Source organism: Kosakonia sp. PSU_27 (genome assembly GCF_039409795.1).
GTDB lineage: Bacteria > Pseudomonadota > Gammaproteobacteria > Enterobacterales > Enterobacteriaceae > Kosakonia.
Window position 1 is genome coordinate 159861 of record NZ_JBCIVK010000003.1, and the last position, 24596, is coordinate 184456.

At 52.8% G+C, this 24596-nt stretch carries 23 protein-coding genes, 4 tRNA genes and 2 other RNA genes; 11 read left to right on the forward strand and 18 right to left on the reverse strand.

The genetic code is table 11. From position 1 onward, the window contains the following. Positions 1-17: 17 nt before the first annotated feature. Positions 18-857, forward strand: a complete 840-nt coding sequence (gene pdxK / locus AAIG26_RS07665) for a pyridoxine/pyridoxal/pyridoxamine kinase (RefSeq protein ID WP_343180404.1) — start codon at positions 18-20, stop codon at positions 855-857. A 45-nt stretch (positions 858-902) separates the two neighbouring features. On the opposite strand, the gene crr is transcribed toward pdxK, so the two are convergent. The 5 genes from crr to cysZ all read right to left on the reverse strand — a co-directional run bounded on the left by crr (position 903) and on the right by cysZ (position 5744). Then, positions 903-1412, reverse strand: coding sequence for a PTS glucose transporter subunit IIA (gene crr / locus AAIG26_RS07670; protein WP_020454651.1), 510 nt, complete (start codon positions 1410-1412; stop codon positions 903-905). 39 nt (positions 1413-1451) lie between these two features. Next, positions 1452-3179, reverse strand: a complete 1728-nt coding sequence (gene ptsI, locus AAIG26_RS07675) for a phosphoenolpyruvate-protein phosphotransferase PtsI (RefSeq protein WP_020454650.1) — start codon at positions 3177-3179, stop codon at positions 1452-1454. A 50-nt stretch (positions 3180-3229) separates the two neighbouring features. Continuing rightward, on the reverse strand, positions 3230-3487 hold the full coding sequence (gene ptsH, locus AAIG26_RS07680; RefSeq protein ID WP_007370907.1) for a phosphocarrier protein Hpr: 258 nt from the start codon (positions 3485-3487) through the stop codon (positions 3230-3232). Between the two features lie 383 nt (positions 3488-3870). After that, entirely contained in the window at positions 3871-4842 is a 972-nt protein-coding gene (gene cysK / locus AAIG26_RS07685) for a cysteine synthase A (protein WP_017458913.1), read from the reverse strand. A gap of 140 nt (positions 4843-4982) precedes the next feature. Further along, positions 4983-5744: a sulfate transporter CysZ gene (cysZ, locus tag AAIG26_RS07690; protein WP_045510272.1), complete on the reverse strand. Its 762-nt coding sequence runs from the start codon at positions 5742-5744 to the stop codon at positions 4983-4985. Between the two features lie 226 nt (positions 5745-5970). Between cysZ and zipA the strand changes: the two genes are divergently transcribed. The 3 genes from zipA (at position 5971) to AAIG26_RS07705 (ending at position 9271) form a co-directional block, all read left to right on the forward strand. Continuing rightward, positions 5971-6966: a cell division protein ZipA gene (gene zipA / locus AAIG26_RS07695; protein WP_343180405.1), complete on the forward strand. Its 996-nt coding sequence runs from the start codon at positions 5971-5973 to the stop codon at positions 6964-6966. A gap of 70 nt (positions 6967-7036) precedes the next feature. Beyond that, positions 7037-9055: an NAD-dependent DNA ligase LigA gene (gene ligA / locus AAIG26_RS07700; RefSeq protein ID WP_343180406.1), complete on the forward strand. Its 2019-nt coding sequence runs from the start codon at positions 7037-7039 to the stop codon at positions 9053-9055. Further along, entirely contained in the window at positions 9056-9271 is a 216-nt protein-coding gene (locus AAIG26_RS07705; protein ID WP_097407687.1) for a DUF3820 family protein, read from the forward strand. It begins immediately after the preceding gene. Here the strand turns inward: AAIG26_RS07705 and AAIG26_RS07710 are convergent. After that, positions 9268-10257 (reverse strand): bile acid:sodium symporter family protein, encoded by a 990-nt coding sequence (locus AAIG26_RS07710; protein ID WP_020454645.1) that lies wholly within the window; start codon positions 10255-10257, stop codon positions 9268-9270. The two genes, AAIG26_RS07705 and AAIG26_RS07710, sit on opposite strands and share 4 nt — an antisense overlap. An 89-nt stretch (positions 10258-10346) precedes the next feature. Between AAIG26_RS07710 and AAIG26_RS07715 the strand changes: the two genes are divergently transcribed. After that, positions 10347-11276: a LysR family transcriptional regulator gene (locus AAIG26_RS07715; RefSeq protein WP_045510263.1), complete on the forward strand. Its 930-nt coding sequence runs from the start codon at positions 10347-10349 to the stop codon at positions 11274-11276. Here AAIG26_RS07715 and AAIG26_RS07720 read toward each other — a convergent pair. From AAIG26_RS07720 to AAIG26_RS07750, 7 genes are all read right to left on the reverse strand, one after another. Then, positions 11267-11614, reverse strand: a complete 348-nt coding sequence (locus AAIG26_RS07720; protein WP_020454643.1) for a FlxA-like family protein — start codon at positions 11612-11614, stop codon at positions 11267-11269. The genes AAIG26_RS07715 and AAIG26_RS07720 overlap by 10 nt on opposite strands. 405 nt (positions 11615-12019) lie before the next feature. Next, positions 12020-12150, reverse strand: a non-coding RNA gene (locus tag AAIG26_RS07725) — RtT sRNA. Between the two features lie 23 nt (positions 12151-12173). Beyond that, positions 12174-12304: non-coding RNA, RtT sRNA (locus AAIG26_RS07730), on the reverse strand. 24 nt (positions 12305-12328) lie between these two features. Continuing rightward, positions 12329-12404: transfer RNA gene (locus AAIG26_RS07735), tRNA-Lys, on the reverse strand. A 4-nt stretch (positions 12405-12408) separates the two neighbouring features. After that, positions 12409-12484: transfer RNA gene (locus AAIG26_RS07740), tRNA-Val, on the reverse strand. Between the two features lie 41 nt (positions 12485-12525). Next, a tRNA-Val gene (locus AAIG26_RS07745) sits at positions 12526-12601 on the reverse strand. Positions 12602-12641: 40 nt separating this feature from the next. Next, a tRNA-Val gene (locus tag AAIG26_RS07750) sits at positions 12642-12717 on the reverse strand. Between the two features lie 256 nt (positions 12718-12973). Here AAIG26_RS07750 and gltX point away from each other — a divergent pair. Then, positions 12974-14389 (forward strand): glutamate--tRNA ligase, encoded by a 1416-nt coding sequence (gene gltX, locus AAIG26_RS07755; protein ID WP_343180407.1) that lies wholly within the window; start codon positions 12974-12976, stop codon positions 14387-14389. Between the two features lie 89 nt (positions 14390-14478). Here the strand turns inward: gltX and AAIG26_RS07760 are convergent, their stop codons facing one another. The 5 genes from AAIG26_RS07760 to AAIG26_RS07780 all read right to left on the reverse strand — a co-directional run bounded on the left by AAIG26_RS07760 (position 14479) and on the right by AAIG26_RS07780 (position 20513). Then, positions 14479-15078, reverse strand: a complete 600-nt coding sequence (locus AAIG26_RS07760; protein ID WP_343180408.1) for a nitroreductase family protein — start codon at positions 15076-15078, stop codon at positions 14479-14481. A gap of 332 nt (positions 15079-15410) precedes the next feature. Continuing rightward, positions 15411-15653 (reverse strand): DUF1158 family protein, encoded by a 243-nt coding sequence (locus AAIG26_RS07765; protein WP_017458712.1) that lies wholly within the window; start codon positions 15651-15653, stop codon positions 15411-15413. Between the two features lie 73 nt (positions 15654-15726). Continuing rightward, positions 15727-17634, reverse strand: a complete 1908-nt coding sequence (locus AAIG26_RS07770) for a methyl-accepting chemotaxis protein (protein ID WP_045513846.1) — start codon at positions 17632-17634, stop codon at positions 15727-15729. Positions 17635-17845: 211 nt separating this feature from the next. Beyond that, complete coding sequence (locus AAIG26_RS07775) at positions 17846-18964, reverse strand: YbdK family carboxylate-amine ligase (RefSeq protein ID WP_343180409.1); 1119 nt, start codon at positions 18962-18964, stop codon at positions 17846-17848. Positions 18965-19049: 85 nt separating this feature from the next. Beyond that, on the reverse strand, positions 19050-20513 hold the full coding sequence (locus AAIG26_RS07780) for a PLP-dependent aminotransferase family protein (RefSeq protein WP_020454637.1): 1464 nt from the start codon (positions 20511-20513) through the stop codon (positions 19050-19052). Between the two features lie 232 nt (positions 20514-20745). Here AAIG26_RS07780 and AAIG26_RS07785 point away from each other — a divergent pair, with 232 nt between their 5' ends. The 5 genes from AAIG26_RS07785 (at position 20746) to AAIG26_RS07805 (ending at position 24502) form a co-directional block, all read left to right on the forward strand. Next, positions 20746-21594: a transporter substrate-binding domain-containing protein gene (locus AAIG26_RS07785; protein ID WP_045513853.1), complete on the forward strand. Its 849-nt coding sequence runs from the start codon at positions 20746-20748 to the stop codon at positions 21592-21594. Positions 21595-21639: 45 nt separating this feature from the next. Next, the gene (locus AAIG26_RS07790; protein ID WP_045513856.1) at positions 21640-22281 is read left to right on the forward strand and encodes an amino acid ABC transporter permease; all 642 of its coding nucleotides are present in this window, start codon (positions 21640-21642) and stop codon (positions 22279-22281) included. Between the two features lie 14 nt (positions 22282-22295). After that, positions 22296-22961 carry an amino acid ABC transporter permease gene (locus AAIG26_RS07795; protein WP_020454634.1) on the forward strand — a complete coding sequence of 222 codons (666 nt, stop codon included), beginning with the start codon at positions 22296-22298 and terminating at the stop codon, positions 22959-22961. After that, the gene (locus AAIG26_RS07800; protein WP_020454633.1) at positions 22954-23715 is read left to right on the forward strand and encodes an amino acid ABC transporter ATP-binding protein; all 762 of its coding nucleotides are present in this window, start codon (positions 22954-22956) and stop codon (positions 23713-23715) included. Before AAIG26_RS07795 ends, AAIG26_RS07800 begins: the two co-directional genes overlap by 8 nt. Positions 23716-23995: 280 nt before the next feature. Continuing rightward, positions 23996-24502 carry a DUF4760 domain-containing protein gene (locus AAIG26_RS07805; RefSeq protein ID WP_343180410.1) on the forward strand — a complete coding sequence of 169 codons (507 nt, stop codon included), beginning with the start codon at positions 23996-23998 and terminating at the stop codon, positions 24500-24502. Positions 24503-24596: the final 94 nt, after the last annotated feature.

Sequence of the window (24596 nt, forward strand, 5' to 3'; positions counted from 1 at the left end):
CCCGTTAAGGAGACCGAATGGAGATGATCCTGTTCAGGGATAAGACTCGGGCGCAGCAGGCCGATATCGTTGCCGTACAATCACAGGTTGTCTACGGTAGCGTGGGCAACAGTATAGCGGTGCCGAATATTCGCCAGCACCATTTGAACGTACTGGCCGTGCCGACGGTGCTGTTCAGTAACACGCCGCACTATGACACCTTTTACGGCGGCGTCATTCCCGACGAGTGGTTTAGCGGCTATTTGCAGGCGCTGGAAGAGCGTGATGTTCTGCGTAGCGTTAAAGCGGTCACGACGGGATATATGGGTAGCGCCAGTCAGATTAAGCTGCTGGCGAAGTGGCTCACGGTGCTGCGGGAAAAACATCCACACCTGTTGATTCTGGTCGATCCGGTGATCGGCGATACCGATAGCGGCATTTACGTAAAACCAGAAATCCCGCAGGCATATCGTGAACATCTGCTGCCACTGGCACAGGGTATTACGCCAAATGTGTTCGAGCTGGAAGTGCTGAGCGGTCAGCCATGCCGGGATTTGCAAAGTGCGATTGAGGCGGCAAAAGGCCTGCTATCGGCGTCGCTGCATTGGGTGGCGATCACCAGTGCGCCGGTTGAGCAGCAAGGTGAGCACATTCACGTGGTACTGGTTACTGCCGATGCGGTTCATATCAGTGGTTATCCGCGTGTGGCGACAGATCTCAAAGGTACTGGTGACCTGTTTTGTTCTGAACTGGTGAGCGGTATTGTTCAGGGTAAAGCGCTCGATGTGGCGATACAGGCTGCGGGCGATCGGGTCGTAGAAGTGATGGGATATACGCTGGAAAAAGGCTATGACGAGCTGATTTTACCGCCGCAGTAAAGCAAAAATGGCGCCTTTCGGCGCCATTCTTTTATGCATTACGCATTACTTTTTGATACGGATCACCGGGGTTTCACCCACGGTTACGCTACCAGAAAGTTTGATAAGCTCTTTGATTTCGTCCATGTTGGAGATTACCACCGGCGTCAGGGTTGACTTGGCTTTCTCTTCCAGCAGCGGCAGATCAAATTCGATTACCGGGTCGCCAACTTTTACGCGTTGGCCTTCTTCTGCGATGCGTTTGAAACCTTCACCTTTCAGTTCAACGGTGTCGATACCGAAGTGAACAAACAGTTCAATGCCACTATCGGATTCGATAGAGAAGGCATGGTTGGTTTCAAAGATTTTGCCGATAGTACCATCAACCGGGGCTACCATTTTGTTACCGGTCGGTTTGATAGCAATGCCATCACCAACGATTTTCTCAGCGAACACAACATCCGGTACATCTTCAATGTTGACGATATCGCCAGAAAGCGGGGCAATAATCTCAATGGTTCCGGTGTCTTTTTTATCATCAGAAACCAAAGATTTCAGTTTATCGAAAAAACCCATGATCTTCTCCTAAGCAGTAATTTGGGCGCATCTCGCGGATTAGCAGATTGTTTTTTCTTCAATGAACTTGTTAACCAGCGTCATTAACTCGTCCGTTGTCGGTTGAGCAAGAGCCTGCTCTGCTAACACCTTCGCATCTTCGAAGTTTGTGTTACGAATAATCTTCTTAATGCGCGGGATAGAAATGGCGCTCATACTGAATTCATCCAGACCCATCCCCAGCAACAGAAGTGTAGCACGTTCGTCGCCAGCAAGCTCACCACACATGCCAGTCCATTTGCCTTCCGCATGAGAAGCATCAATAACTTGCTTGATCAGGGTGAGTACAGACGGTGACATCGGCTGGTAAAGATGTGAAATCATATCATTACCACGGTCAACCGCCAGGGTGTACTGCGTCAAATCATTGGTACCGATACTAAAGAAATCGACTTCTTTCGCCAGATGGCGGGCAATTGTCGCGGCAGCAGGGGTTTCTACCATCACGCCAATTTCAATGCTCTCGTCAAACGCCTTGCCTTCGTTACGCAATTCTTGTTTGTAGATCTCAATCTCTTTCTTCAGTGCGCGCACTTCTTCAACAGAGATGATCATCGGGAACATAATTCGCAGTTTACCGAAAGCGGAAGCGCGCAGAATAGCGCGTACCTGATCGCGCAGGATCTCTTTACGATCCATTGCAATACGTACAGCACGCCAGCCCAGGAACGGGTTCTCTTCTTTCGGAAAATTCATGTACGGCAGTTCTTTGTCGCCGCCAATGTCCATGGTACGAACGATAACTGCCTGAGAACCGCAGGCTTCAGCCACAGCTTTGTAGGCGTCGAACTGCTCTTCTTCAGTCGGCAAGGCGTCGCGATCCATGAACAGGAATTCGGTACGGTACAGACCAACACCTTCAGCGCCATTGCGCTCAGCGCCCGCGATATCGCGAACGGTACCGATGTTGGCGCACACTTCCACCTGGTGACCATCAAGGGTGATCGCCGGCAGATCTTTTAGTTTCGCCAGTTCGGCTTTTTCTTCGGCAACCTGAGCCTGCGCTGCACGCAGTGTCTCAATCTCTTCGTCGCTTGGGTTAACGTAAACTTTATTGTTAACCGCATCGAGGATCAGATAATCGCCATTTTTAACCTGAGTGGTGACGCTACCTGTGCCCACAATCGCTGGCAACTCAAGGGAGCGTGCCATAATAGACGTGTGAGAGGTACGACCACCGATATCAGTGATAAAACCAAGCACTTTTTTCAGGTTCAGCTGGGCAGTTTCTGACGGTGTCAGATCGGCCGCAACCAGAATTACTTCTTCCTGAATCGCGCTCAGATCGATAATCGGCATACCCAGGATGTTGCGCAGCAGACGCTTACCGATGTCACGTACGTCAGCGGCACGTTCTTTCAGGTATTCATCATCCAGCTCTTCCAGGGCTGTAGCCTGACCTTCGATAACTTCATGCGCTGCCGCATCGGCAGTCATGTTCTTATCTTTAATCAGGGCTATGATTTCCTGCTCCAGCTCCTCATCTTCCAGCAGCATAATATGCCCTTCGAAGATGGCTTCTTTTTCTTCACCGAAAGTTTCACCCGCTTTCGTTTTGATTGCTTCCAGCTGTGCCGATGCTTTGGCACGACCGCTCAGGAAACGCTCAACTTCCTGGTCAACCTTGTCGGCAGAAATTTTCTTCCGGTCGATGACGATCTCGTCTTCTTTCAGCAGCAATGCTTTGCCGAAAGCGATACCCGGGGATGCTAAAATGCCTGAAATCATAACCCTACCTTTACTTGTGACTGATCTTGAAAAGAACTCGTAAGTAAAACTTACTCAAGTTCTGCCATCAGTTTAACCAGATGCTCAACCGCTTTTTGCTCGTCTTCGCCTTCAGCGGTCAACGTCACAACAGTACCTTGAGTCAGGCCCAGAGTTTGCAGTTTGAACAGGCTTTTCGCGCTAGCGCTTTTGCCGTTAGAAGTCACAGTGATTTCAGAAGAGAAGCCTTTTGCTTCTTTAACAAACTGAGCAGCAGGGCGGGTATGCAGACCGTTCGGAGCGGTAATGGTAACTTCTTGCTGGAACATTGTATTTCCCCAACTTATAGGTTTAGTGTTGTGGAACTAAAGTCTAGCCTGGCGGCATGACTTTAGCCTGTATTGTTAGCGCCGGCGCAACGGGACAAACTACAGAAGCCTGCCTGGCGCAACCAAACGCTGGCGCTTCTGGCTGCTGACGTTTCGCTCGTCATTAAACATTATGCAGCGAAAGGCAGAATTGAACCAAATCATAAAATCGATTCAGCTTGGTGAAATCTTGCCTTCGATTAATTTCGCGCATCAAAATAAATGTGATGGTTAAATACCAGACCGGGAGGTTTCAGGCAATGCCAGGTAGGACAAAAATTTGATATATGCCACAAAAAAGCACCGCGATGGGTGCTTTTTTGAGCTGATTTAACAATCTGGCATCACTGTTGCAGTTCTTTTTCAGTAAACAGATCGGCAAACAATGCTGTGCTCAAATAACGCTCACCAGAAGACGGCAGAATCACCACGATATTCTTATTGGTAAAGGTCTCGTCTTCTTGCAATTTCAGCGCCGCCGCAACGGCAGCACCAGAAGAGATACCCGCCAGAATACCTTCCTCTTCCATCAGACGACGCGCGGTGCTGATGGCTTCTTCGTTGGTGATTTTGACAACTTTGTCGATCAGTTTCAAATCCAGGTTGCCGGGAATAAAACCCGCGCCGATGCCCTGAATTTTGTGCGGACCAGGTTTCAGCTCTTCGCCTGCCAGCGCCTGGGAAATAACCGGAGAGTCAGTTGGCTCGACCGCGACAGTGATCAGGTCAGTTTTGCCTTTGGTATTTTTGATATAACGCGTTACGCCAGTCAGCGTACCGCCAGTGCCCACGCCGGAGATAAATACATCAACCTGGCCATCGGTGTCTTCCCAGATTTCCGGGCCGGTGGTTTTTTCATGAATTTCCGGGTTAGCCGGGTTACTGAACTGCTGCAACAGCAGAAATTTCGCCGGATCGCTGGCGACAATTTCTTCCGCTTTCTGGATTGCGCCCTTCATGCCTTTGGCGCCTTCCGTCAGTACCAGGTTCGCGCCTAATGCCTTCAGCAGTTTACGGCGTTCGATACTCATGGTTTCCGGCATGGTCAGCGTCAGTTTGTAGCCGCGTGCAGCCGCTACATAGGCCAGTGCGATCCCGGTGTTACCACTGGTCGGTTCAACCAGTTCTACGCCCGGTTTCAGCACCCCGCGTTTTTCGGCATCCCAAATCATATTGGCACCGATACGGCATTTTACGCTGAAGCTTGGGTTACGTGATTCGACCTTCGCCAGAATGCGGCCGTTACCGATGCGGTTCAGTCGAACCAGCGGCGTATGACCAATCGTCAACGAGTTGTCTTCAAAAATCTTACTCATAGCCCGTCCTTAACTGTATGAAATTTGGGAACCACCTCAGCATACGCACTTACTGTTGATGGGGAAGTAAGGAAATCGCATATCTATATGCTGAGGTGAAATAATGCTAATCAGTATGGAATAAGAAACGGAATAAATCCTTATCGCCAAATTGCGTGTTTTTCCCGGTAGCAATCGACCCACATCGCCGTTGCGCCACACACCGCTACTGGCATCACGACCAGGTTCAACACCGGAATCATCGTAAACAGGCTGGTGAGCGCACCGAATTGCATATTAATAACCTTGCGTTCACGCAAGGAAACGCGCATCGCTTTAAACGGCACCTTATGGTTATCAAACGGGTAGTCGCAATACTGGATAGCGAGCATCCACGCACTGAACAGAAACCACAACACCGGGGCAATGGTTTGCCCAATACCGGGAATAAAATAAAGTACCAGCAGCAGCAGGGCGCGGGGCAGATACCAGGCTAGTTTTTGCCATTCGCGCTTCATGATACGCGGTACATCTTTTAGCAGCCCAAAAACGCCGACGTCGGGCGGTGTCGCACCGGTAAGGCGTGCTTCCAGTTGTTCTGCCAGCAAGCCATTAAACGGAGCGGCAATCCAGTTCGCAAGGGTTGAGAAGAAGTAGCCGAACACCAACAAAATTGAGATAACGGCAATTGGCCACAGTAAATAGCTAAGCCATTGTAGCCACTCCGGCACATGGCTCATCAGCGAAGGGATCCAACTATCGAGCCGGGTAAACAGCCACCAGAACGCACCGCCCATCAGCAAAATATTCACCATTAATGGCAAGATCACAAAGCGGCGAATGCCTGGCAGCGTGACCAGTTTCCAGCCCTGGGAAAAGTAAAACATGCCGCTGCGAGCAACAGACGGGGATGATGAAACCATAATCTGGCCATACTCCTTTCATGACGACCGAAAACTGCAGCTTATAATATTCATCATACTGGGGAAACCCGTTCGGAAATGTTCGAAAAAACAGCAAAAAGCACAATTTCATTCATCTTTATGCTGTGAAAGACACGCGCGCACTTGCACTTGACGTAATGGGCAAATACTCTTAGTGAGTAAATGTTTGCCGTGGTGGCAAGGTGTTAGAACAACAGAGAATATAATGATGCAGGATTTGCGTCTGATATTAATCATTGTTGGCGCGATCGCCATAATTGCTTTGCTGGTTCATGGGTTTTGGACCAGTCGCAAAGAACGTTCGTCCATGTTCCGGGATCGCCCATTAAAACGCATGAAGTCGAGACGTGACGACGACGATTTGGATGACGAGGATGTCGAAGAAGACGAAGGCGTAGGTGAAGTGCGTGTTCATAAAGTGAACCACACGCCGGGAGCCAGTAACGAGCAGGACGCGCCGCGTCAGCACCAATATCAGCCGCCTTATGCGTCGGCACAGCCACGCCCGTCGGCACCGCCGGTTCAACCCGCAGAGCCACCGCACCACGCGCAGCAGCCTTATTCCCCGCAGCAGCCGGAGCGCCCTGCGCAGGCACCTGCCTTTGAAACGCAGCCGGTGCGTCACGCACCGCAACAGCCTGTTGCCCCACAGTCACAGCCGCAACCAATGGCACCTCAGCAGCCTGCGCCGCAGTATCAATCGCAACCTGAACTTGCGCAGCCCGCGCCTCAGCCGGAACCTGAGCCGGTTGTCGAAGCGCCGGTGGAAAAACCGCAGCGTAAAGAAACCGTGATTATTATGAACGTTGCTGCACACCATGGCAGCACGTTGAATGGCGAAGTGCTGCTGAACAGCATTTTGCAGGCCGGGTTCAAATTCGGCGATATGAGCATCTTCCATCGTCATCTTAGCCCGGACGGCAGTGGCCCGGCGCTTTTCAGCCTGGCGAATATGGTGAACCCCGGCACGTTTGATGTCGATACGATGGGTGAGATGGCAACGCCAGGCGTCACCATCTTTATGCAGGTGCCTTCCTATGGCGACGAACTGCAAAACTTTAAACTGATGCTGCAATCCGCACAGCATATTGCCGACGAAGTCGGCGGCGTAGTGCTGGACGACCAGCGTCGGATGATGACCCCGCAGAAATTACGTGAATACCAGGATCGTATTCGCGAGGTCAAAGACGCCAACGCGTAACGGGACCACAAACATTATTTCCTTCCAGAACCCCCGCCAGTCGGGGGTTTTTTATCATTGATGGTGCGATATGGACTCAATTGAACAACAACTGACAGAACTGCGAACCAGCCTTCGCCATCATGAATATCTGTACCACGTTATGGATGCGCCGGAGATCCCGGACGCCGAGTACGATCGTCTGATGCGGGAACTGCGTGAACTTGAAGCGCAGCGCCCTGATTTAGTCACGCCGGATTCGCCAACGCAGCGTGTTGGCGCAGCGCCACTTACCGCTTTTAGCCAGATACGCCATGAAGTGCCGATGCTGTCGCTGGACAACGTGTTTGACGAAGAGAGTTTCCTTGCTTTTAACAAGCGCGTGCAGGACAGGCTGAAAAGCACCGACGCGCTCACTTACTGCTGCGAGCTAAAGCTGGATGGCCTGGCAGTCAGTATTCTCTACGAAAACGGTGTGCTGATGCGTGCGGCAACGCGCGGCGATGGCACCACCGGAGAGGATATCACTACCAACGTGCGCACTATCCGCGCTATCCCGCTCAAGCTGCACGGCGACAATATCCCCGCCCGTCTTGAAGTGCGTGGTGAAGTGTTTTTGCCGCAATCGGGTTTTGAAAAAATCAACGAAGATGCGCGCCGTACCGGTACGAAAGTCTTTGCCAACCCGCGCAATGCAGCCGCAGGTTCATTGCGCCAGCTTGATCCGCGTATCACCGCCAAACGTCCGCTGACCTTCTTCTGCTATGGCATCGGCATTCTCGAAGGCGGCGAGCTGCCGCGCAGCCATCTGGGTCGCTTGCAGCAGTTCAAAGCCTGGGGGCTGCCGGTAAGTGACCGCATACGCCTTTGCAACACGCCGGAAGAGGTGCTGGCTTTCTATCACCAGGTTGAAGCCGATCGCCCAACGCTCGGTTTTGATATTGACGGCGTGGTGATTAAGGTCGACTCGCTCGATTTACAGGAACAGTTGGGCTTTGTCGCCCGCGCGCCGCGCTGGGCAGTCGCTTTTAAATTCCCGGCGCAGGAGCAGATGACCTTTGTTCGCGATGTGGAATTCCAGGTCGGGCGAACCGGCGCAATTACGCCTGTCGCCAGGCTTGAGCCGGTACACGTTGCCGGAGTGCTGGTCAGCAATGCAACGCTGCACAACGCCGATGAAATTGACCGCCTTGGCTTGCGGATTGGCGACAAAGTAGTGATTCGCCGCGCCGGAGATGTTATCCCGCAGGTGGTCAATGTAGTGCTTTCCGAACGCCCGGAAGAGACGCGTGAAGTGGTTTTCCCGACGCACTGCCCGGTATGTGGTTCCGACGTTGAGCGTGTTGAAGGCGAAGCGGTGGCTCGCTGTACCGGTGGCTTAATTTGCGGTGCGCAGCGTAAAGAGTCACTGAAGCATTTTGTCTCCCGTCGCGCGATGGATGTGGATGGCATGGGCGACAAGATAATCGACCAACTGGTTGAAAAAGAGTACGTCCACACGCCAGCAGACCTGTTCCGCCTGACGGCCGGTAAGCTGACGGGGCTGGATCGTATGGGGCCTAAATCGGCGCAAAACGTGGTCAATGCGCTGGAAAAAGCCAAAGAGACGACCTTTGCCCGTTTCCTCTATGCGCTCGGTATCCGCGAGGTTGGCGAAGCCACAGCCGCTGGTCTGGCGGCTTACTTTGGTACGCTGGAGGCGCTGATGGCAGCAAGCGTTGATGAGCTGCAAAAAGTACCTGATGTCGGGGTTGTGGTCGCGAAGCACGTGGACAACTTCTTCAATGAAGAGAGCAACCGCGAGGTCATCCGCCAGTTAGTTGAGGATGTTGGCATTCACTGGCCTGCGCCGGTTGTCGTCAAGGCTGAAGAGATCGACAGCCCGTTTGCCGGGAAGACCATCGTGCTGACTGGTAGCCTGAGCCAGCTTTCGCGCGATGACGCCAAAGCACGTTTAACCGCCTTAGGGGCAAAAGTGGCGGGCAGCGTGTCGACGAAAACGGATCTGGTGATTGCCGGGGAAGCCGCAGGCTCTAAGCTTGCGAAAGCGCAGGAACTGGGTATAGAGGTTATCGACGAAGCTGAGATGATGCGCCTGCTGGGAGCGTAAATGGAAAAGGAACAACTGGTCGAGATTGCAAATACGCTCATGCCGTTTGGTAAATATCAGGGGCGGCGGCTTATCGATCTGCCCGAAGAGTATCTGCTGTGGTTTGCCCGGAAGGATTCGTTTCCCGCCGGGCGGCTGGGCGAGTTGATGCAGATAACGTTACTGATCAAAACGGAAGGGCTGAGCTACCTGGTACAGCCCCTGAAACGCAATTAAGCTTTCGCCGCTTCCTGCGCCTGCTGTTGCTCCGTTTGACGTTTATAACGGCGCGCCAGCACGGCGCAGACCATCAACTGGATCTGATGGAAGATCATCAGCGGCAGCACCATCATGCCAATCACCGACGTCGGGAACAGGATGTTGGCCATAGGAATACCGTTGGCGAGGCTCTTTTTCGAACCGCAGAAAACAATAGTGATTTCATCGGCTTTGTTAAAGCCACATTTCCGTGCCACCACTACGTTCACTACGATGACAATCGCCAGCAACACCAGGCTTGCCACCACGATAAACAGCAGCGAACCGATGCCCACTTTATGCCAGATGCCGTTCACCACCGCTTCGCTAAAGGCGGAGTAAACTACCAGCAGAATCGACGTCTGGTCGGTTTTTGAAATCCATTTCTTATGCTTTGCCACAAAAGCGCCGGTCCACGGGCGGGAAAGATGCCCCAGCACAAACGGCAGCAGCAGTTGCAGCATGATCTTGCCCACTTGCTCAAGGCTGCCTTCTGCGCCGTGCAGATCCATCAGCAGGCCGACCAGCAGCGGCGACAGGAAGATGCCGAGTAAGCTGGAAGCCGATGCTGAGCAAACCGCCGCCGCGACATTACCGCCCGCCAGCGAGGTAAAGGCAATTGCCGATTGAACGGTCGCAGGCAGAATGCACAAATACAGAAAACCGGTATACAGCTCCTGGCTGACATTCACCGGCGACCACCAGACAAACAGCACCCCGAGCGCCGGGAAAAGCACAAACGTGCTGCACATTACCCAAAGATGTAAACGCCAGTGGCTACCGCCAGCGATGATCGCCTCGCGCGACAACTTCGCCCCATGCATAAAAAACAGCAGCGCAATGGCGGCGGTGGTCAGCCCTTCGAAAAACGGCACAAAACCGCCGCGCGCCGGGAAAAAAGAGGCCAGCAAAACGGTACATACCAGCGTGAGCGTAAAAGGATCAAGGATACGAAAAAGTTTCATGTGCACTCCTGAAAGTCGGTGTCGCTATTGTGCTTTTTCTACTTTGAGAAATAAAATTGATTTATTGCATCCATTCATGAATTTATAAGATGAATTATTCCTTACGTCAGTTACGTGTCTTCGTCACGGTGGCGCAAGCCAAAAGTTTTAGCCGGGCAGGGGAGATAATCGGCCTCAGCCAGTCGGCGGTAAGCCACAGCGTGAAAGAGCTGGAACTGCAAACCGGCGTGCGCTTACTCGACCGTACCACCCGCGAAGTGGTGCTAACCGAAGCCGGGCATCAACTGGCCGGACGCCTCGAACGACTGTTAGATGAGCTTAGCAGCACGCTGCGTGAAGCCGGGCGTGTCGGGCAGCAACTGACTGGCACGGTGCGCGTGGCGGCGAGCCAGACCATTTCGGCGCACCTTATCCCGCAATGCATCGCCAGCAGCAACCAGCGTTATCCGGAAATTGATTTTGTGTTGCACGACAGGCCGCAGCAATGGGTGCTGGAGAGCATTCGCCAGGGCGAGGTGGATTTTGGCATTGTTATCGATCCTGGCCCGGTGAACGATTTTGAGAGCGAAGAGATCCTTGAGGAGCCATTCTTTTTGCTGTGTCGTAACGATCATCCGTGGGCACAGCTTGCTGAGGTGCCGTGGTCGGCGCTGGATGAGGCGCAATTAGTGGTGCAGGATTACGCGTCTGGTAGCCGACCGCTTATCGATGCGGCGCTGCGCCATTTCGCCGTACGCGCAACAATCGTGCAGGAGATTGGCCACCCGGCAACCCTGTTTCCGATGGTCGAAGCGGGAATAGGCATTAGTATTCTGCCCGCACTCGCCTTGCCGCTGCCGCAGGGAAGCGAGCTGGCGGTAAAACGGCTGGTGCCGGATATGCAGCGCAAAATTATGCTGGTGCGGCGAAAAAACAGGTCGCTCTCAGGGGCGGCGCAGGCATTGTGGGAAGTTGTCAGAGAACAGGCCCGGTGTTTAAACCAGGCCCGTGAGGACGATCCGTTATTTACTCAGACGTAAATATCAATCTGATGATCGTCGGAAGGTTTGTTAACACCTTCCGCTTTCGTTTGCGGGTGCTGCTGGGCTTGTTTCTGTTCTGCTTCTTCAGCCTGTTTGCGCTGCAGTTGCGCCAGCTGCGCTTGCAGTTGCTGGATTTCAGTCTGAATCATCTCTTGCTGTTTCTTCTTGTCTTCCGTCGAACCGCTCCCGTTAGCGATTTCTTTCAGCTGCTGCGTCAACTTGGTGATCTTCTGAGTAATGCGGCTGATTTGCGAAGCGGTATCGTTGCCGGTAGACGATGAACTACCTGCGCTACCCGTTTGAATTGACGCTGTTGTTGTCGAAATTGTGGTCATTGCACACTCCTTTTTGCCATAAAACATGGTTATCGGCCGACATCATCTATTTCTTGAATTGTGTTCATCGAATGGCCGTTCGGCGGGCATCATATCGGGATATTAAGGATAAATTATGGATAAACGTTACCGTGTTTACTTATTGAAAATACTGAAATTTTATTCGTTTTTACATTGTGGTCAGGGTGGTTTTTTTAGCTAACGTAACGTGGATTTAATTGTTTGTATGTTGCTTTAAGGTAAATTGTTCGGCGGGAAAAATTCATCGATTTACTGGTCACATAACTGGAATCGCGCGGGTTGGTAATCAATGGATTTCGACGGATTTTAACTGACGGCTGGAACAGGGCAGGAGAAGGGGGAATAGCAGATAGCAAAAAAGCGCCGCCAGCGCCGTTTTTACATTGGAGGGTAGTGCAGGATGACTCGCTTTACTCGCCTTCGGGCCGTCACCGCAAGCGGCTCCGTTGTCTCACTACGTTCGACCCGAACCTACCGCAGGTCCGAATTTTGAACTTGGGCAGATAGCAAAAAAGCGCCACCAGCGCCGTTTTTACATTGGAGGGTGGTGCAGGATGACTCGCTTTACTCGCCTTCGGGCCGTCGCCGCAAGCGGCTCCGTTGTCTCACTACGTTCGACCCGAACCTGCCGCAGGTCCGAATTTTGAACTTGAGCAGATAGCAAAAAAGCGCCTTTAGGGCGCTTTTTTACATTGGTGGGTCGTGCAGGATTCGAACCTGCGACCAATTGATTAAAAGTCAACTGCTCTACCAACTGAGCTAACGACCCGAAGTGGTGGGTGATGACGGGATCGAACCGCCGACCCCCTCCTTGTAAGGGAGGTGCTCTCCCAGCTGAGCTAATCACCCACTTCGGTACTTCAACTGATAAGAATTCGCTGGCGAGAAAGTGGTGGGTGATGACGGGATCGAACCGCCGACCCCCTCCTTGTAAGGGAGGTGCTCTCCCAGCTGAGCTAATCACCCACTTCTCATTCTTATCTACACTGCGGAAGCCACAAAATCGTGGTGGGTGATGACGGGATCGAACCGCCGACCCCCTCCTTGTAAGGGAGGTGCTCTCCCAGCTGAGCTAATCACCCCCGCTGTGTGGAGTCGCATTATAGGGAGAGTTGAAAATGAGTCAACGCATTTTCAAAAGAAATTGTTCGTTCGTCGTAAAATTAGACAAACCGCTGCGTAAAGCGTCGCGAGAGCATGATTTCTAAACAAAATAGCCTGATAACCCCCTCATTGCGGCAACAACATTGAGGAATCAGCCCACAGTGATAGAATATCGCCCACTTTCATTTTAGCTATTGCCGACGGTCGGCATCTTTATAAACGTAAGGCCATTTCATGAAAATCAAAACTCGCTTCGCGCCAAGCCCCACCGGCTACCTGCACGTTGGCGGCGCGCGCACTGCTCTTTACTCCTGGCTATTTGCACGTAATCACGGCGGTGAGTTTGTGCTGCGTATTGAAGACACCGATCTCGAGCGCTCCACTCCGGAAGCAATTGAAGCCATCATGGATGGCATGAACTGGCTGAATCTGGAGTGGGACGAAGGCCCGTACTTCCAGACCAAACGCTTTGACCGCTATAACGCGGTTATCGATGAAATGCTGGAAGCGGGCACCGCCTACAAATGCTACTGCTCGAAAGAACGCCTTGAGCAGCTGCGCGAAACGCAGATGGCAAATAATGAAAAACCACGTTATGACGGCCGTTGCCGCCACGATCATTCGCACCATGCTGATGACGAGCCGTGCGTCGTGCGTTTTGCCAACCCGCAGGATGGTTCTGTTATTTTTGACGACCAGATTCGCGGCCCGATTGAGTTCAGCAACCTCGAACTCGACGATCTGATCATCCGCCGTACTGATGGATCTCCAACCTATAACTTCTGCGTTGTGGTTGATGACTGGGATATGGAAATTACCCACGTTATTCGTGGTGAAGACCATATCAACAACACGCCGCGTCAGATCAACATTCTGAAAGCGTTGAACGCACCGGTTCCGGTATACGCGCATGTGTCGATGATTAACGGCGACGACGGTAAAAAACTCTCCAAACGCCATGGCGCGGTCAGCGTAATGCAGTATCGCGACGATGGTTACCTGCCGGAAGCGCTGCTTAACTACCTGGTACGTCTGGGCTGGTCGAGCGGCGATCAGGAGATCTTCTCCCGCGAAGAGATGATCAAGCTGTTCTCTCTTGGCGCGGTAAGCAAATCCGCGAGTGCGTTCAACACCGACAAGCTGCTGTGGCTGAACCATCACTACATCAATTCGCTGGATCCCGAGTATGTGGCGACGCACCTGCAGTGGCACATTGAGCAGGAAAATATCGACACCCATACCGGTCCGCAGCTGTTTGAGCTGGTGAAACTGCTCGGCGAGCGTTGCAAAACGCTGAAAGAGATGGCGGCAAGCTGCCGTTATTTCTATGAAGAGTTTGACGAGTTCGACGCCGATGCGGCGAAAAAACACCTGCGTCCGGTTGCGCGTCAGCCGCTGGAAGTGGTGCGTGACAAGCTGGCTGCTATCACCGACTGGACGGCGGAAAACGTTCACCACGCGATTCAGGCGACCGCCGATGAGCTGGAAGTGGGCATGGGCAAAGTGGGTATGCCGTTGCGCGTTGCCGTGACAGGTGCGGGTCAGTCTCCGGCGCTGGATGTCACCGTTCACGCCATTGGCCAGGCGCGCAGCATCGCGCGTATCAACAAAGCGCTGAGTTTTATTGCTGAGCGTGAAAGCCATCAGTAAGTTTTACCTGCTGTAAATAAAAAGCCGCCTTTATTAAGGCGGCTTTTTTATGGCTGTCAGCTTACTGCACGCAGCGTGAATTCCGTGGATTAACGGGCAACCACAAAGCGTTTGGCGTCATCCATAAAGGCTTTATCGCCAGCCGGGGCCACGATCGAACCGAAGTTCATATGGCCGCGCAGTTTCCAGTTCGCCGGAATACCCCAGGTGCGCTGCACATCGGCGTCAACCAGTGGGTTATAGTGTTGCAGGTTCGCGCCGATGCCTTTCTCGGTCAGCGCCAGCCACACGGCGTACTGTGCGATACCGGTGCTGTGTTCAGACCATACCGGGAAGTTATCGGCGTAAGCCGCAAACTGCTCCTGCAAGCCTTTCACCACATCCTGATCTTCAAAGAACAGCACGGAACCCTCCGCTGCGGCAAAGCCGTCCAGCTTGTCGGAAGTGGCTTTAAAGCTCTCTTCCGGCACGATTTTTCTCAGCTGCTCGCGAGTCAGCTCCCAGAACTGCACATGTTCTTTACCTAACAGGATCAGCGCGCGGGAACTCTGTGAGTTAAACGCCGAAGGTGCCTGACGAATCGCTTCTTTGATGGTTTCAATGACCACATCTTCTGCCACCGGCAGATCTTTACCCAGGGCATAGATAGTGCGGCGTTGTTTTGCTAAAGCGAGAAAATTGTCTGACATAGTCACTCCTGAAGTTGGCTGTACATCCGCTACGTTGTTACCTGCGGACTGTGGAAACAAAGCGCTAAAAAGTTTCTGTAATGGGTTCATGGTTAACCTGGCCTGCAACGAAAGTTTTGATTAATTTTACGGCCAACCTGCGGGCCAGTTCCGTTTGTAATGGGCTGTTTTGCCCTGATGAAACGAATGATAGGCCGGTGACGGGGAAAGAAAAAGCTGAACTATTTGCGCGTAGTGTTCAAAAAATTAGAATGACTTTTGAATAGTTATCGAGGGTAAAAGGCGGGGAGATTCCCCACCTTACACGCGCAGGGAGGGGGAACAGCGCGTTTTCAGGCAGCGAGCCAGCGCTTCCAGATAAAGCGCACAACAAAAAACTCCACCGTGCCGAGCAACAAAAACCACAGGCAGTAAAGAATGATATAAAGCTGCGTCAAATCCAGCAGGTGGAAGCGCTGCACCAGGCTTTGCGCCAGTTGCAACCCAAGCGCAGGGGCAGGAAGCAGCAGCACAGAGAGAAAAGCCATCAGCAGAATACCTGCCAGCGTAAGCAGCGGTTCGAGCGAGTGTTTCATAAGCGTTAATCGAAGGTGAAAAGCCGCATTGTCGGGGAAAGCTGCGCGCTGTGCAACGTCCCCCGACAGGTCTTTACGCTACCACGAAGCGGTCAACCAGCGTCGCCATGGTTTCCGATTGTTGATCCAGCATCTGGCTGGCGGTCGCCGCACTGGCGACCAGCCCGGCATTTTGCTGGGTTACCTGCTCCAGTTGGTTCAGGGCTTGATGCACCTGCGACACGCCCAGTGACTGCTCGCTCGCCGCACGCGCAATATCGCTGACAAACGCCAGCATCTGCCCGGTATGGGCTTTTGCCGATTGCAGCGCGCGGTCAGAAGCCTGCACCAGCGTGACGCCTTGCTGGATCTGCTCCATGTTTTTGCTCACCAGCTCGCGGATCTGGTGCGCGTCGTTGGCACACCGTTGCGAAAGGTTACGCACTTCGCTCGCTACCACGGCGAAACCTTTGCCCAGCTCACCGGCGCGTGCAGCTTCCACTGCCGCATTCAGCGCCAGCAGGTTGGTCTGAAACGAGATTTCGTCGATTGAACTAACGATATTCGAGATCTGCTCGCTGGAGCCGCGAATGGCAGTCATGCTCTGGCTGGCTTCACCCGCCACCCGGCTTGCTTCCTGCACCTGTTGCTCCATCTCTTGCGTCAGCCGTTTAGCCTCATTCGCGTTATCCGCCGTCTGGTTCACCGCCGTGGCGATCTGCTCCATGCTGGCCGCGGTTTCTACCAGCGAGGCAGCTTGTTCATCCGTTCGTGAGGCCAGATCCTGGTTCCCACTGGCAATCTCGGAACTGGCGCCGCGCAACACGCCCGCACCGTGTTTTATCTCGCTGACAATATGCTGAATATTCTCGATGGCCTGGTTGTAAGCGCGGTTCAGCAACGACAGCTCGTCGCTTCCCGGCACGTCCAGACGCTGGGTGAGATCGCCGTCCATTCCTTCAATGGTGGCCAGTGAATGGTGCAACTGGCGATGAATACTGCTGGCGACCAGCAGGGCGAAGAACAGCGCGATCAGCAGGGCTGCAATGCTTATCACCGCAAAAACAATCACATCACGCCAGGCGTTATCCGCCAGATCTTTTGCCGTTTGCAACAGGGTATTTGCCGCGGCATCTTCCACGGATTTCAGCGTATTGATGCGTGCCGTCTGGGCGTTAAACCAGTCGGTTGGGGCGACGCCAAAACCACCGGTCGCCACATGGTCAATTGCCTGCTGGCGCATCTCAAGCGCGCGCGTCACCTCCGGGGTTTGCAGTTGCGCCGTCAGCCGTTCATTGACGGCGGCAGTGCTGAACGCTCGCGTTGCCGCCAGCCAGGAAAGTTGCTTGCCAACCACTTCGTTCAGCTGACGGAACTGGCCGTCGGTAAACCGGTCGGCGGAAAACACGTTGGACATCAGCGCACGTTCCACGCCGGTTTGCTCTTTGGCATTCAGCACGCTGTAATATGCCGCCAGTTGATTCACAATTTCGCCGTTATCCGTCAGCTGACTAATTCCACCCACCACATTGAGTAAATCGCTAATAATGGTGCTGTACCAGGTCAGCGAGTCTGTACCGCTAACGCTGAGGGCATGAATTTGTTGGCGAAAATCCGTTATGCCTTGTTGATGCTGGCGGAATTGATCGAGCGCATGACGAATATCATTATTCGCCCGCTGGAGCGGGAATGCTTTTAACGCCTCGGCTAACTGGCTCAGGGCTTTATCAGAGAGAATATATTGTGCAGTTAACTCGGCATTAAATTGCTGTCCTTTGCTGCCGATATATCCTGCGCTCATGCCGCGCTCTTTTTGTAATTCATGAATAACGCCACCGGCATTTTTCGCCAGATCCGTTAAGGTAATGATGGTGCGCATCTGCTGGCCTGTTTCCACGCGTGCCAGGATGCCGCTGGTTGCTAACCATATGAGGGCAAACAATAAAGGCAGTAAAGCCAGTAATAATTTAAATTTCATTGATAAACGGTAAATCCATCTCATACAAATGCCTCATGTTCTCGTTTGCTTTAATTCGTTATCGGAGTAGGGGGCGGGGTCTTTATTTCTAACGCAGGGCTTGTTGATATTTATCAATTCTGTTGAATTCATCTACCACTTAGTGGTTATTATTTTGCGTAATAAGAAAAAATAACCTGCTGATGCGCAGGTTATTTATGTTGTGGTTAAGAATAATAACTAAAAAATTAATGCGTTAGCCTGCCGCCCAAATCTCAGCGTGTTTTTGCATTAATCCAATTAGCGAGCCGCCATCGGCAATAAATTCACGCATCATCTGTGCTTCGCTTTTTCCGCGTTTCACCACGTTTGCCAGTTCATCCAGGGCGCTACCCGCATTCAGTTTATCTGCCGACGGCGCGAGCTTCTCCAGCAGGCGAGTGAGATCGTCAGCAATGGTGTACCGCTCACCGGGGTGCACATCGGTAATCAGACCTTCCAGCCCGTAACGGCAGGCCTGAAAGCGGTTGAATTTATACAGTAAATAATCCTGCGGCTGATGTTTAAACGGTCGCTCGGCCAGCAGCCAGTGCGACAGCGCCTGGATAAACCCGGCCACATTAATGGCGTGCGACAGCGTCAGCGGCGTGTCCATGACCCGCACTTCAACGGTGCCAAAATGCGGGCTGGGGCGAATGTCCCAGTGCAAATCTTTGATGCTTTCAATCATTGAGGTGTAGCTCAGGCGGCGAAACAGCCCTTCAAACTCCTGCCAGTTCGCCACCCACGGCATCGGGCCATTATCCGGAAAGGAAGAGAAAATGTTCAGGCGCGACGACGCATAGCGGGTGTCGGTGCCCTGGATGTAGGGCGAGGCGGCGCTGAGCGCAATAAAGTGCGGCACAAAACGGGAAAGACCATGCAACAAATAGATCGCGTCGTCACCGTTGGTGCAGCCAACATGCACATGCTGGCCAAACACCGTCGCTTGTTGCATCAGATAACCAAACGTCTCCAGCGTGCGGCTATAACGCTCATCATTGCAGATCTCCTGGCGTTGCCACTTCTGAAAAGGATGAGTGCCGCCGCCGCATATCTGCACATGGTGCTCGGATGCAGCCTGTAAAATCACATGCTGCATGGCGGAAAACTGATGTGCCGCCTGGTTGATATCCCGGCACACGCCGGTGGCAATCTCCAGCATGCTTTCGGTGATGTCATGTTTGACCTCACCGGTACTTATCTGGTGTTTTACCGATTCAATCAGCCGTGAAGAGTCCTGGCTCAAATCGTAACCCGGCGGGTTAACGACCTGTAACTCCAGTTCAATGCCGAGCGTAAACGGTTCGGAAACATGAAAATCCGGCAGTGGCATAGCGTTCTCGCGATAAATGGGTTTGCTTCATTATGGAAGCGATTACTCATTCCTTCCTGCGAGGCGGCGACAACCGCTCAAAATATCAACACAGCTGCGCCAGTTGGCCGCGCAACACTTCCACGCCAGGGGCAATTGCATCCGGATTGATAGCGTGAAACCCCATGCGAAAGAAGTTATCCGGCGGCGCGGCATCAAGAAAATGCCGCGCGCCGGGCTCAATCAATACGCCCGCGTGGGCGGCGCGCCAGGTCAGTTGCTGGGTGTTGATCTGTTCTGGTGTGCGCAGCCAGAAGGCGTTGGCATGTTCGCTACCCTGCATCAACTGGCACTCCGGCAGAAACGTGTGTAGCGCGTTGTGCAGACAATCCCAGCGGCGGGCGGAGTCTTCGTGGTAGCGGCGCAAATGGGTTTCGTAATGCCCCTGCGCCAGAAAATGCGCCATCTGGTATTGAATATTGGTTGGCGGATGGCGGTACACCAGGCGGCGCAGCGCCCGCGCTTCATCAATGATTTCCGGCGCGGCAACCATATACCCCAGCCGTAACCCCGGCGACAGTGCTTTGGACAAGCTGCTGACATAAATCACGCGCCCGCTGCGATCGCTGGCTTTCAGCGCGGGCAGCGGGTTTTGCATAAAGTTACTTTCCGAGTCGTAATCGTCCTCAATCACCACTGCATCGTGGCGGGCAGCGTAATCGAGCAATTGCACGCGCCGCGCTTTGCTCATCGTCACGCCAGTCGGCACCTGGTGGCCCGGCGTCACATAGTAGTAGTCGCAAGGGGTTTCATTGAGCACCAGCCCTTCGCTGTCCACGTCGTGCGGCACGATTTGCGGCTCGCTTAATAAGAAGGTGTTAATGGCTTCGCGAAAACCCGGGTTCTCCACCGCCACGCGCGTCGCGGGCGACATCAGCAAACGCGTCAGCAAATAGAGCGCGTTTTGCGAGCCGAGCGTAATCAGGATCTCATCCGGTGCGGCAACGATGCCGCGTTTGGGCAACACGCGGGTGCGGATCTGCTCAATCAGCATCGGCACATCCTGGTCAATATGATCAATCACCCATGCCGGGTCGCGCACACCACCGTGCAGCCAGTTTGCCGCCGCGCGCCAGCTGGCAAGCGGGAACTGCTGCGTGTAGGGCTGCCCGTAGATAAACGGGTAGCGGTAGTGCATCCAGCCTGCTGGTTTAAGGATCGATTCCTGCTGGCTGGGGGTGATTTTCAGGCGGTTGCCCCAGTGTGGTGCAGCGCTCTCGCATTCAGGTGCAGGTGGCGTCGGGTTTTGTCCGCAGCGGTAGTAATCCGGGTGCAGGTAGTAACCGCTGCGCGGGCGGCTCACCAGGTAACCCTCGTTGACCAGGCCTTCAAACACCAGCGCGGTGGTATTACGTGAAACGTTAAGCTGGCTGGCAAGCTGGCGGCAAGAGGGCAGTGCGGTATCCGCCGGGAAAATCCCGCTCAGAATGGCGTTGATCAAACATTCGCGGACTTGCTCCTGCAATCCACGCTGGCCGTCAAAATTCACATTCAACAGGTGACGAATCATGCTGCACTCCTTCGGATATATCGCGTAATGCGATGGAGCAAATTCCATACCAGCTTCCTGTTAACTGACACACTCATTCGCCAGAACTGGCTCTATTCACAAAAGCGCAAGCCTCCCTATTGTAAAAACGCAGTCACGAAAAACACACGATGTCGTATTTAGGCATATATCTTGCAACGCTTCCGGCACACCTGGGATATACCGGTCTGGCACATTAAATAAGGGTGGAGAGATGAAAAACGTATTCGGCAAATATTGTCTTGCAGCCATGATCTCTTTGGCGTTTTCCTTACACGCAGTCGCAGCGGATTTACCCGAAATAGAAAAATCTGGCACCATGAAAGTGGCGACCGAGGACGATTACGCGCCATTCAACTTTATGAATAATGGCCAGACGGATGGTTTTAACAAGGATATGCTTGAGGAATTACGCAAGTACGCAAAATTCAATATTAACCAAAGTATCTTACCGTGGACGGGATTACTCGCTGCGGTTTCCACCGGCCAATACGATATGGCACTCACCGGTGCGGTAATTACCGATGAACGCCTCAATGTCTTTAATTTCACCCCGCCGTGGGCTTCTGCGCAGCACTATTTTGTCAAACGCGCCGACGATAAAACCTTAAATACCATTGCCGATCTCAGCGGTAAAAAAGTGGGCGTCCAGGCGGGCAGTGCGCTGCTGGCGCGTTTGCCGGAGCTGAAAGCGATGCTGGAGAAAGTGGGCGGAAAACTCGGACCGGTGGTGGAGTACCAGTCCTATCCGGAAGCCTACGCCGATCTGGCGAACAAACGCGTTGATTACGTCATTAACGTGGTGATTTCCGTCAACGATCTGGTGAAAGCCAAACCGAAGGTCTTTGCTAAAGGCCTGGCCGTTTCCGGTCCGGGCTACATGGCGTGGCCGATCCCGAAAAACTCACCTGAGCTGCTGAAATTTATGACCGGTTTTATGAACCATATGACTGAAACCGGCAAGCTCACTGAGCTGCAGAAAAAGTGGTTTGGCGAAACCTATGAACTGCCGAAAGAGCCGATCACCAGCGCCGAGCAGTTCCACAAGTTAGCCGGTTTGTAAGTAACCTGCGGCGGGCAACCGCCGCCCGTTTTCACAGGAGGGAACATGGACTTAATCTCATGGCAGTTATTGATTGAAGGCGCATGGACGACCCTCTGGATCTCAGGCGTGGCGATTGCGTTCGGGGTGGTTATTGGCCTGGTTATCGCCTTTATCCGCATGATGAAGATCCCGTTTATTGACCAGTTTCTGGTGGTTTACATCAGCCTGGCGCGTGCCACGCCGCTGGTAACGCTGGTGCTGTTTCTGTTTTTATCCCTGCCGACGCTCGGCATTAACCTGGATAAAACGCTGGCGGCGATTGTCGCGCTGACGCTGAACACCTCGGCGTTTAACGCGGAAATCTGGCGCAACGCTTTCCGAAACTTCCCCCGTGAACAGCGGGAAGCGGCGGAGTCTGTGGGGATGCGGCGCTGGACCTATTTCCGCCACATCATGTTGCCGCAAATGTGGATCGAAAGCCTGCCTGCGCTGGTCAACGAGATGTCGTTTTTGATCAAAGGCAGCCCGGCGATTGCGGTGATTGGCGTGGTGGATTTAACGCGCGTGACCAACCGGATCTCCTCTGTGACCTATGAACCGCTGTCGCCGATCCTCGCTGCGGCGCTGTTATACGTGATTATTATCGGTCTGTTGCTGAAGTTGCAGGGCGTAGCAGAACGCAAAGCGAAGCGCCTGGCGCGATAAAAGGCGGAGGATTTATGAATCAATGGGGAATTATTTGGGCCGCGCGTGAGAGTTTTTACAACGGCCTGCTGGCGACGTTAGAGTTATTTATTATTGCCGCCGTGGTTGGGTTATTGATCGGTGTGCTGTTTTGCTACCTGATGGAATATCAGAACCGTGTTGTTCATCGCCTGATTATTGCTTTTGTCAGCCTGATGCGGGCAATACCGTTTTTGATTCTGGCGTATCTGCTTTATTACGGTTTACCGCAGTTAGGTATCAGCATGGACGCCTGGACCGCAGGGTTATTAGCCCTGGTAATTTATCATGGTGCCTATTTCTTCGAAATATTACGCAGCCAGCGCAGAATATTCTCCTCAGGCTATATTGAAGCTGCCGTATCGCAAGGTTTTTCTCGTTATAAGATCTTCCTGCGCATTATTTTGCCGAATATTGTCTCTTCCGCGCTGCCCTTAATGGGCAATCAGTTGATTATTTGCCTGAAGGACACGGCGTTTCTGTGCATTATTACCGTGCAGGAGATCACCGCCGCCGCGAACAGTGTGCAGTCCACGTACTTTATTCCGTTTAACGCCTTTATTGTCGCCATTGCGCTGTACTGGGGCATCAGCATTCTGCTGGAGTTGCTGATTAAGCGGTTGAGCCATTACGGAGCGAAAAGAGGAATGACCCATGCCTGAAGCAAACGCGGTAAGCATCAAAAACCTGTCCAAACAGTTTGATAACGTGGAAGTGCTGCGCGATATCAATCTGACCGTAAAGAAGGGCACGGTGGTCAGCATTCTGGGGTCGTCCGGTTCAGGGAAATCGACGCTGCTGCGCTGTATGAACTGGCTGGAACAGCCGGATCGCGGTGAAGTACGCATCAGCGGGCAGCGCATCGGTGTGGATGAAAAAACCGGCAAAGCGATGTCGCATAAAGATCTCTCACACATCCGTGAACGGGTTGGCATGGTGTTCCAGAGCTTTAACCTGTGGCCGCATTTATCCGTGTTGCACAACGTCAGCGAAGCGCTGGTGCATGTGAAGGGGATGAAGCGTGAACAGGCGAATGAGATTGCCCACCGGCAACTGGAAAAGGTCGGCATGAACCATAAAGCCGATGTCTACCCGATAACGCTGTCCGGCGGGCAGAAGCAGCGCGTGGCGATTGCCCGTTCGCTGGCGATGTCGCCGGAGGTGATTTTATTTGATGAACCCACTTCAGCGCTGGATCCGGAACTGGTTAACGAAGTGCTGGGCGTGATGAAAGATCTCGCTGCAGAGGGTTACACCATGGTAGTGGTGACGCACGAGATGGATTTCGCCCGCCAGGTATCGGATGAAGTGGTGTTTCTGGAAAAAGGGCTGCTGATCGAGAAAGCACCGCCCGAGAAATTTTTCACCAACCCGGATTCGGACAGGGTGAGAAAGTTTTTGCAATCCAGTCGCTGAAGGCGGCAATTGAGAACCGAAAAAACAGACCGCTTATCGTTGTTTTCGAGCGGTGCCGCACTTTGAAATATCTGACAGGATTGTATTGGACTTGCCATTGCGAAGCGGCTACTGCGGTTATAAAATCACCACCTAAGTGAAATTTCACTCATTGTTAGGGTAACGCGTTCAGGGAGATTTATATGAAAAAATGTGATGAGTTCGACGGTTTCTGACAGACAACTTTTTTACAGGCGGAGCTCAGGCTCCGCTTTTTTTATCTAATGACAGGGAATTGTCTATGGAAATCAGTCCGACAGCGTGGCAAGTCATCAGCAATCTGCTTGTTTTTGGCGGTATTTGTACCGCTGTCCTTACCATCCGATTTAACGTGAAGATGGCCCGGAAAACCCAAACGGCGACCTTTCTTTTTGAAAGCAGAAAAGACAGTGAATACATTGATGGTCTGCATACACTTCGGCGCGTTCGCGACTCCGGGAAATCCTTCCGTTCATATGTGTTCCCTGTTGCAGAAAATCTTTCAAAGGATGAGAACTACGAAGGACGAAAAATACAATACATTCTTAATTTCTATGAGCGTATGGCGGTAAGCATAAGAGCAGGTATTTATGAGGAAAACATGCTTAAGCAGGCCTCATACACGACGGTAATAGACACCTACGAAACCGCTGAGCCGCTGATTAAGGCGTTACGGGAAAAACTGCGTACTTCTCTTACTTATCAGGAGTTCGAATGGTTGCATAAACGCTGGAAAAACAAGCCGCTTAAGAACAATAAAACAATCTGACAAGCCCCTGGCAAATTGACTCAGTTATCTTCATTTTTCTGCGATGCCCGCGCCTGGGCTGCTGTTTTCGCGAACGTTGGCCCGGTAAGCGTCG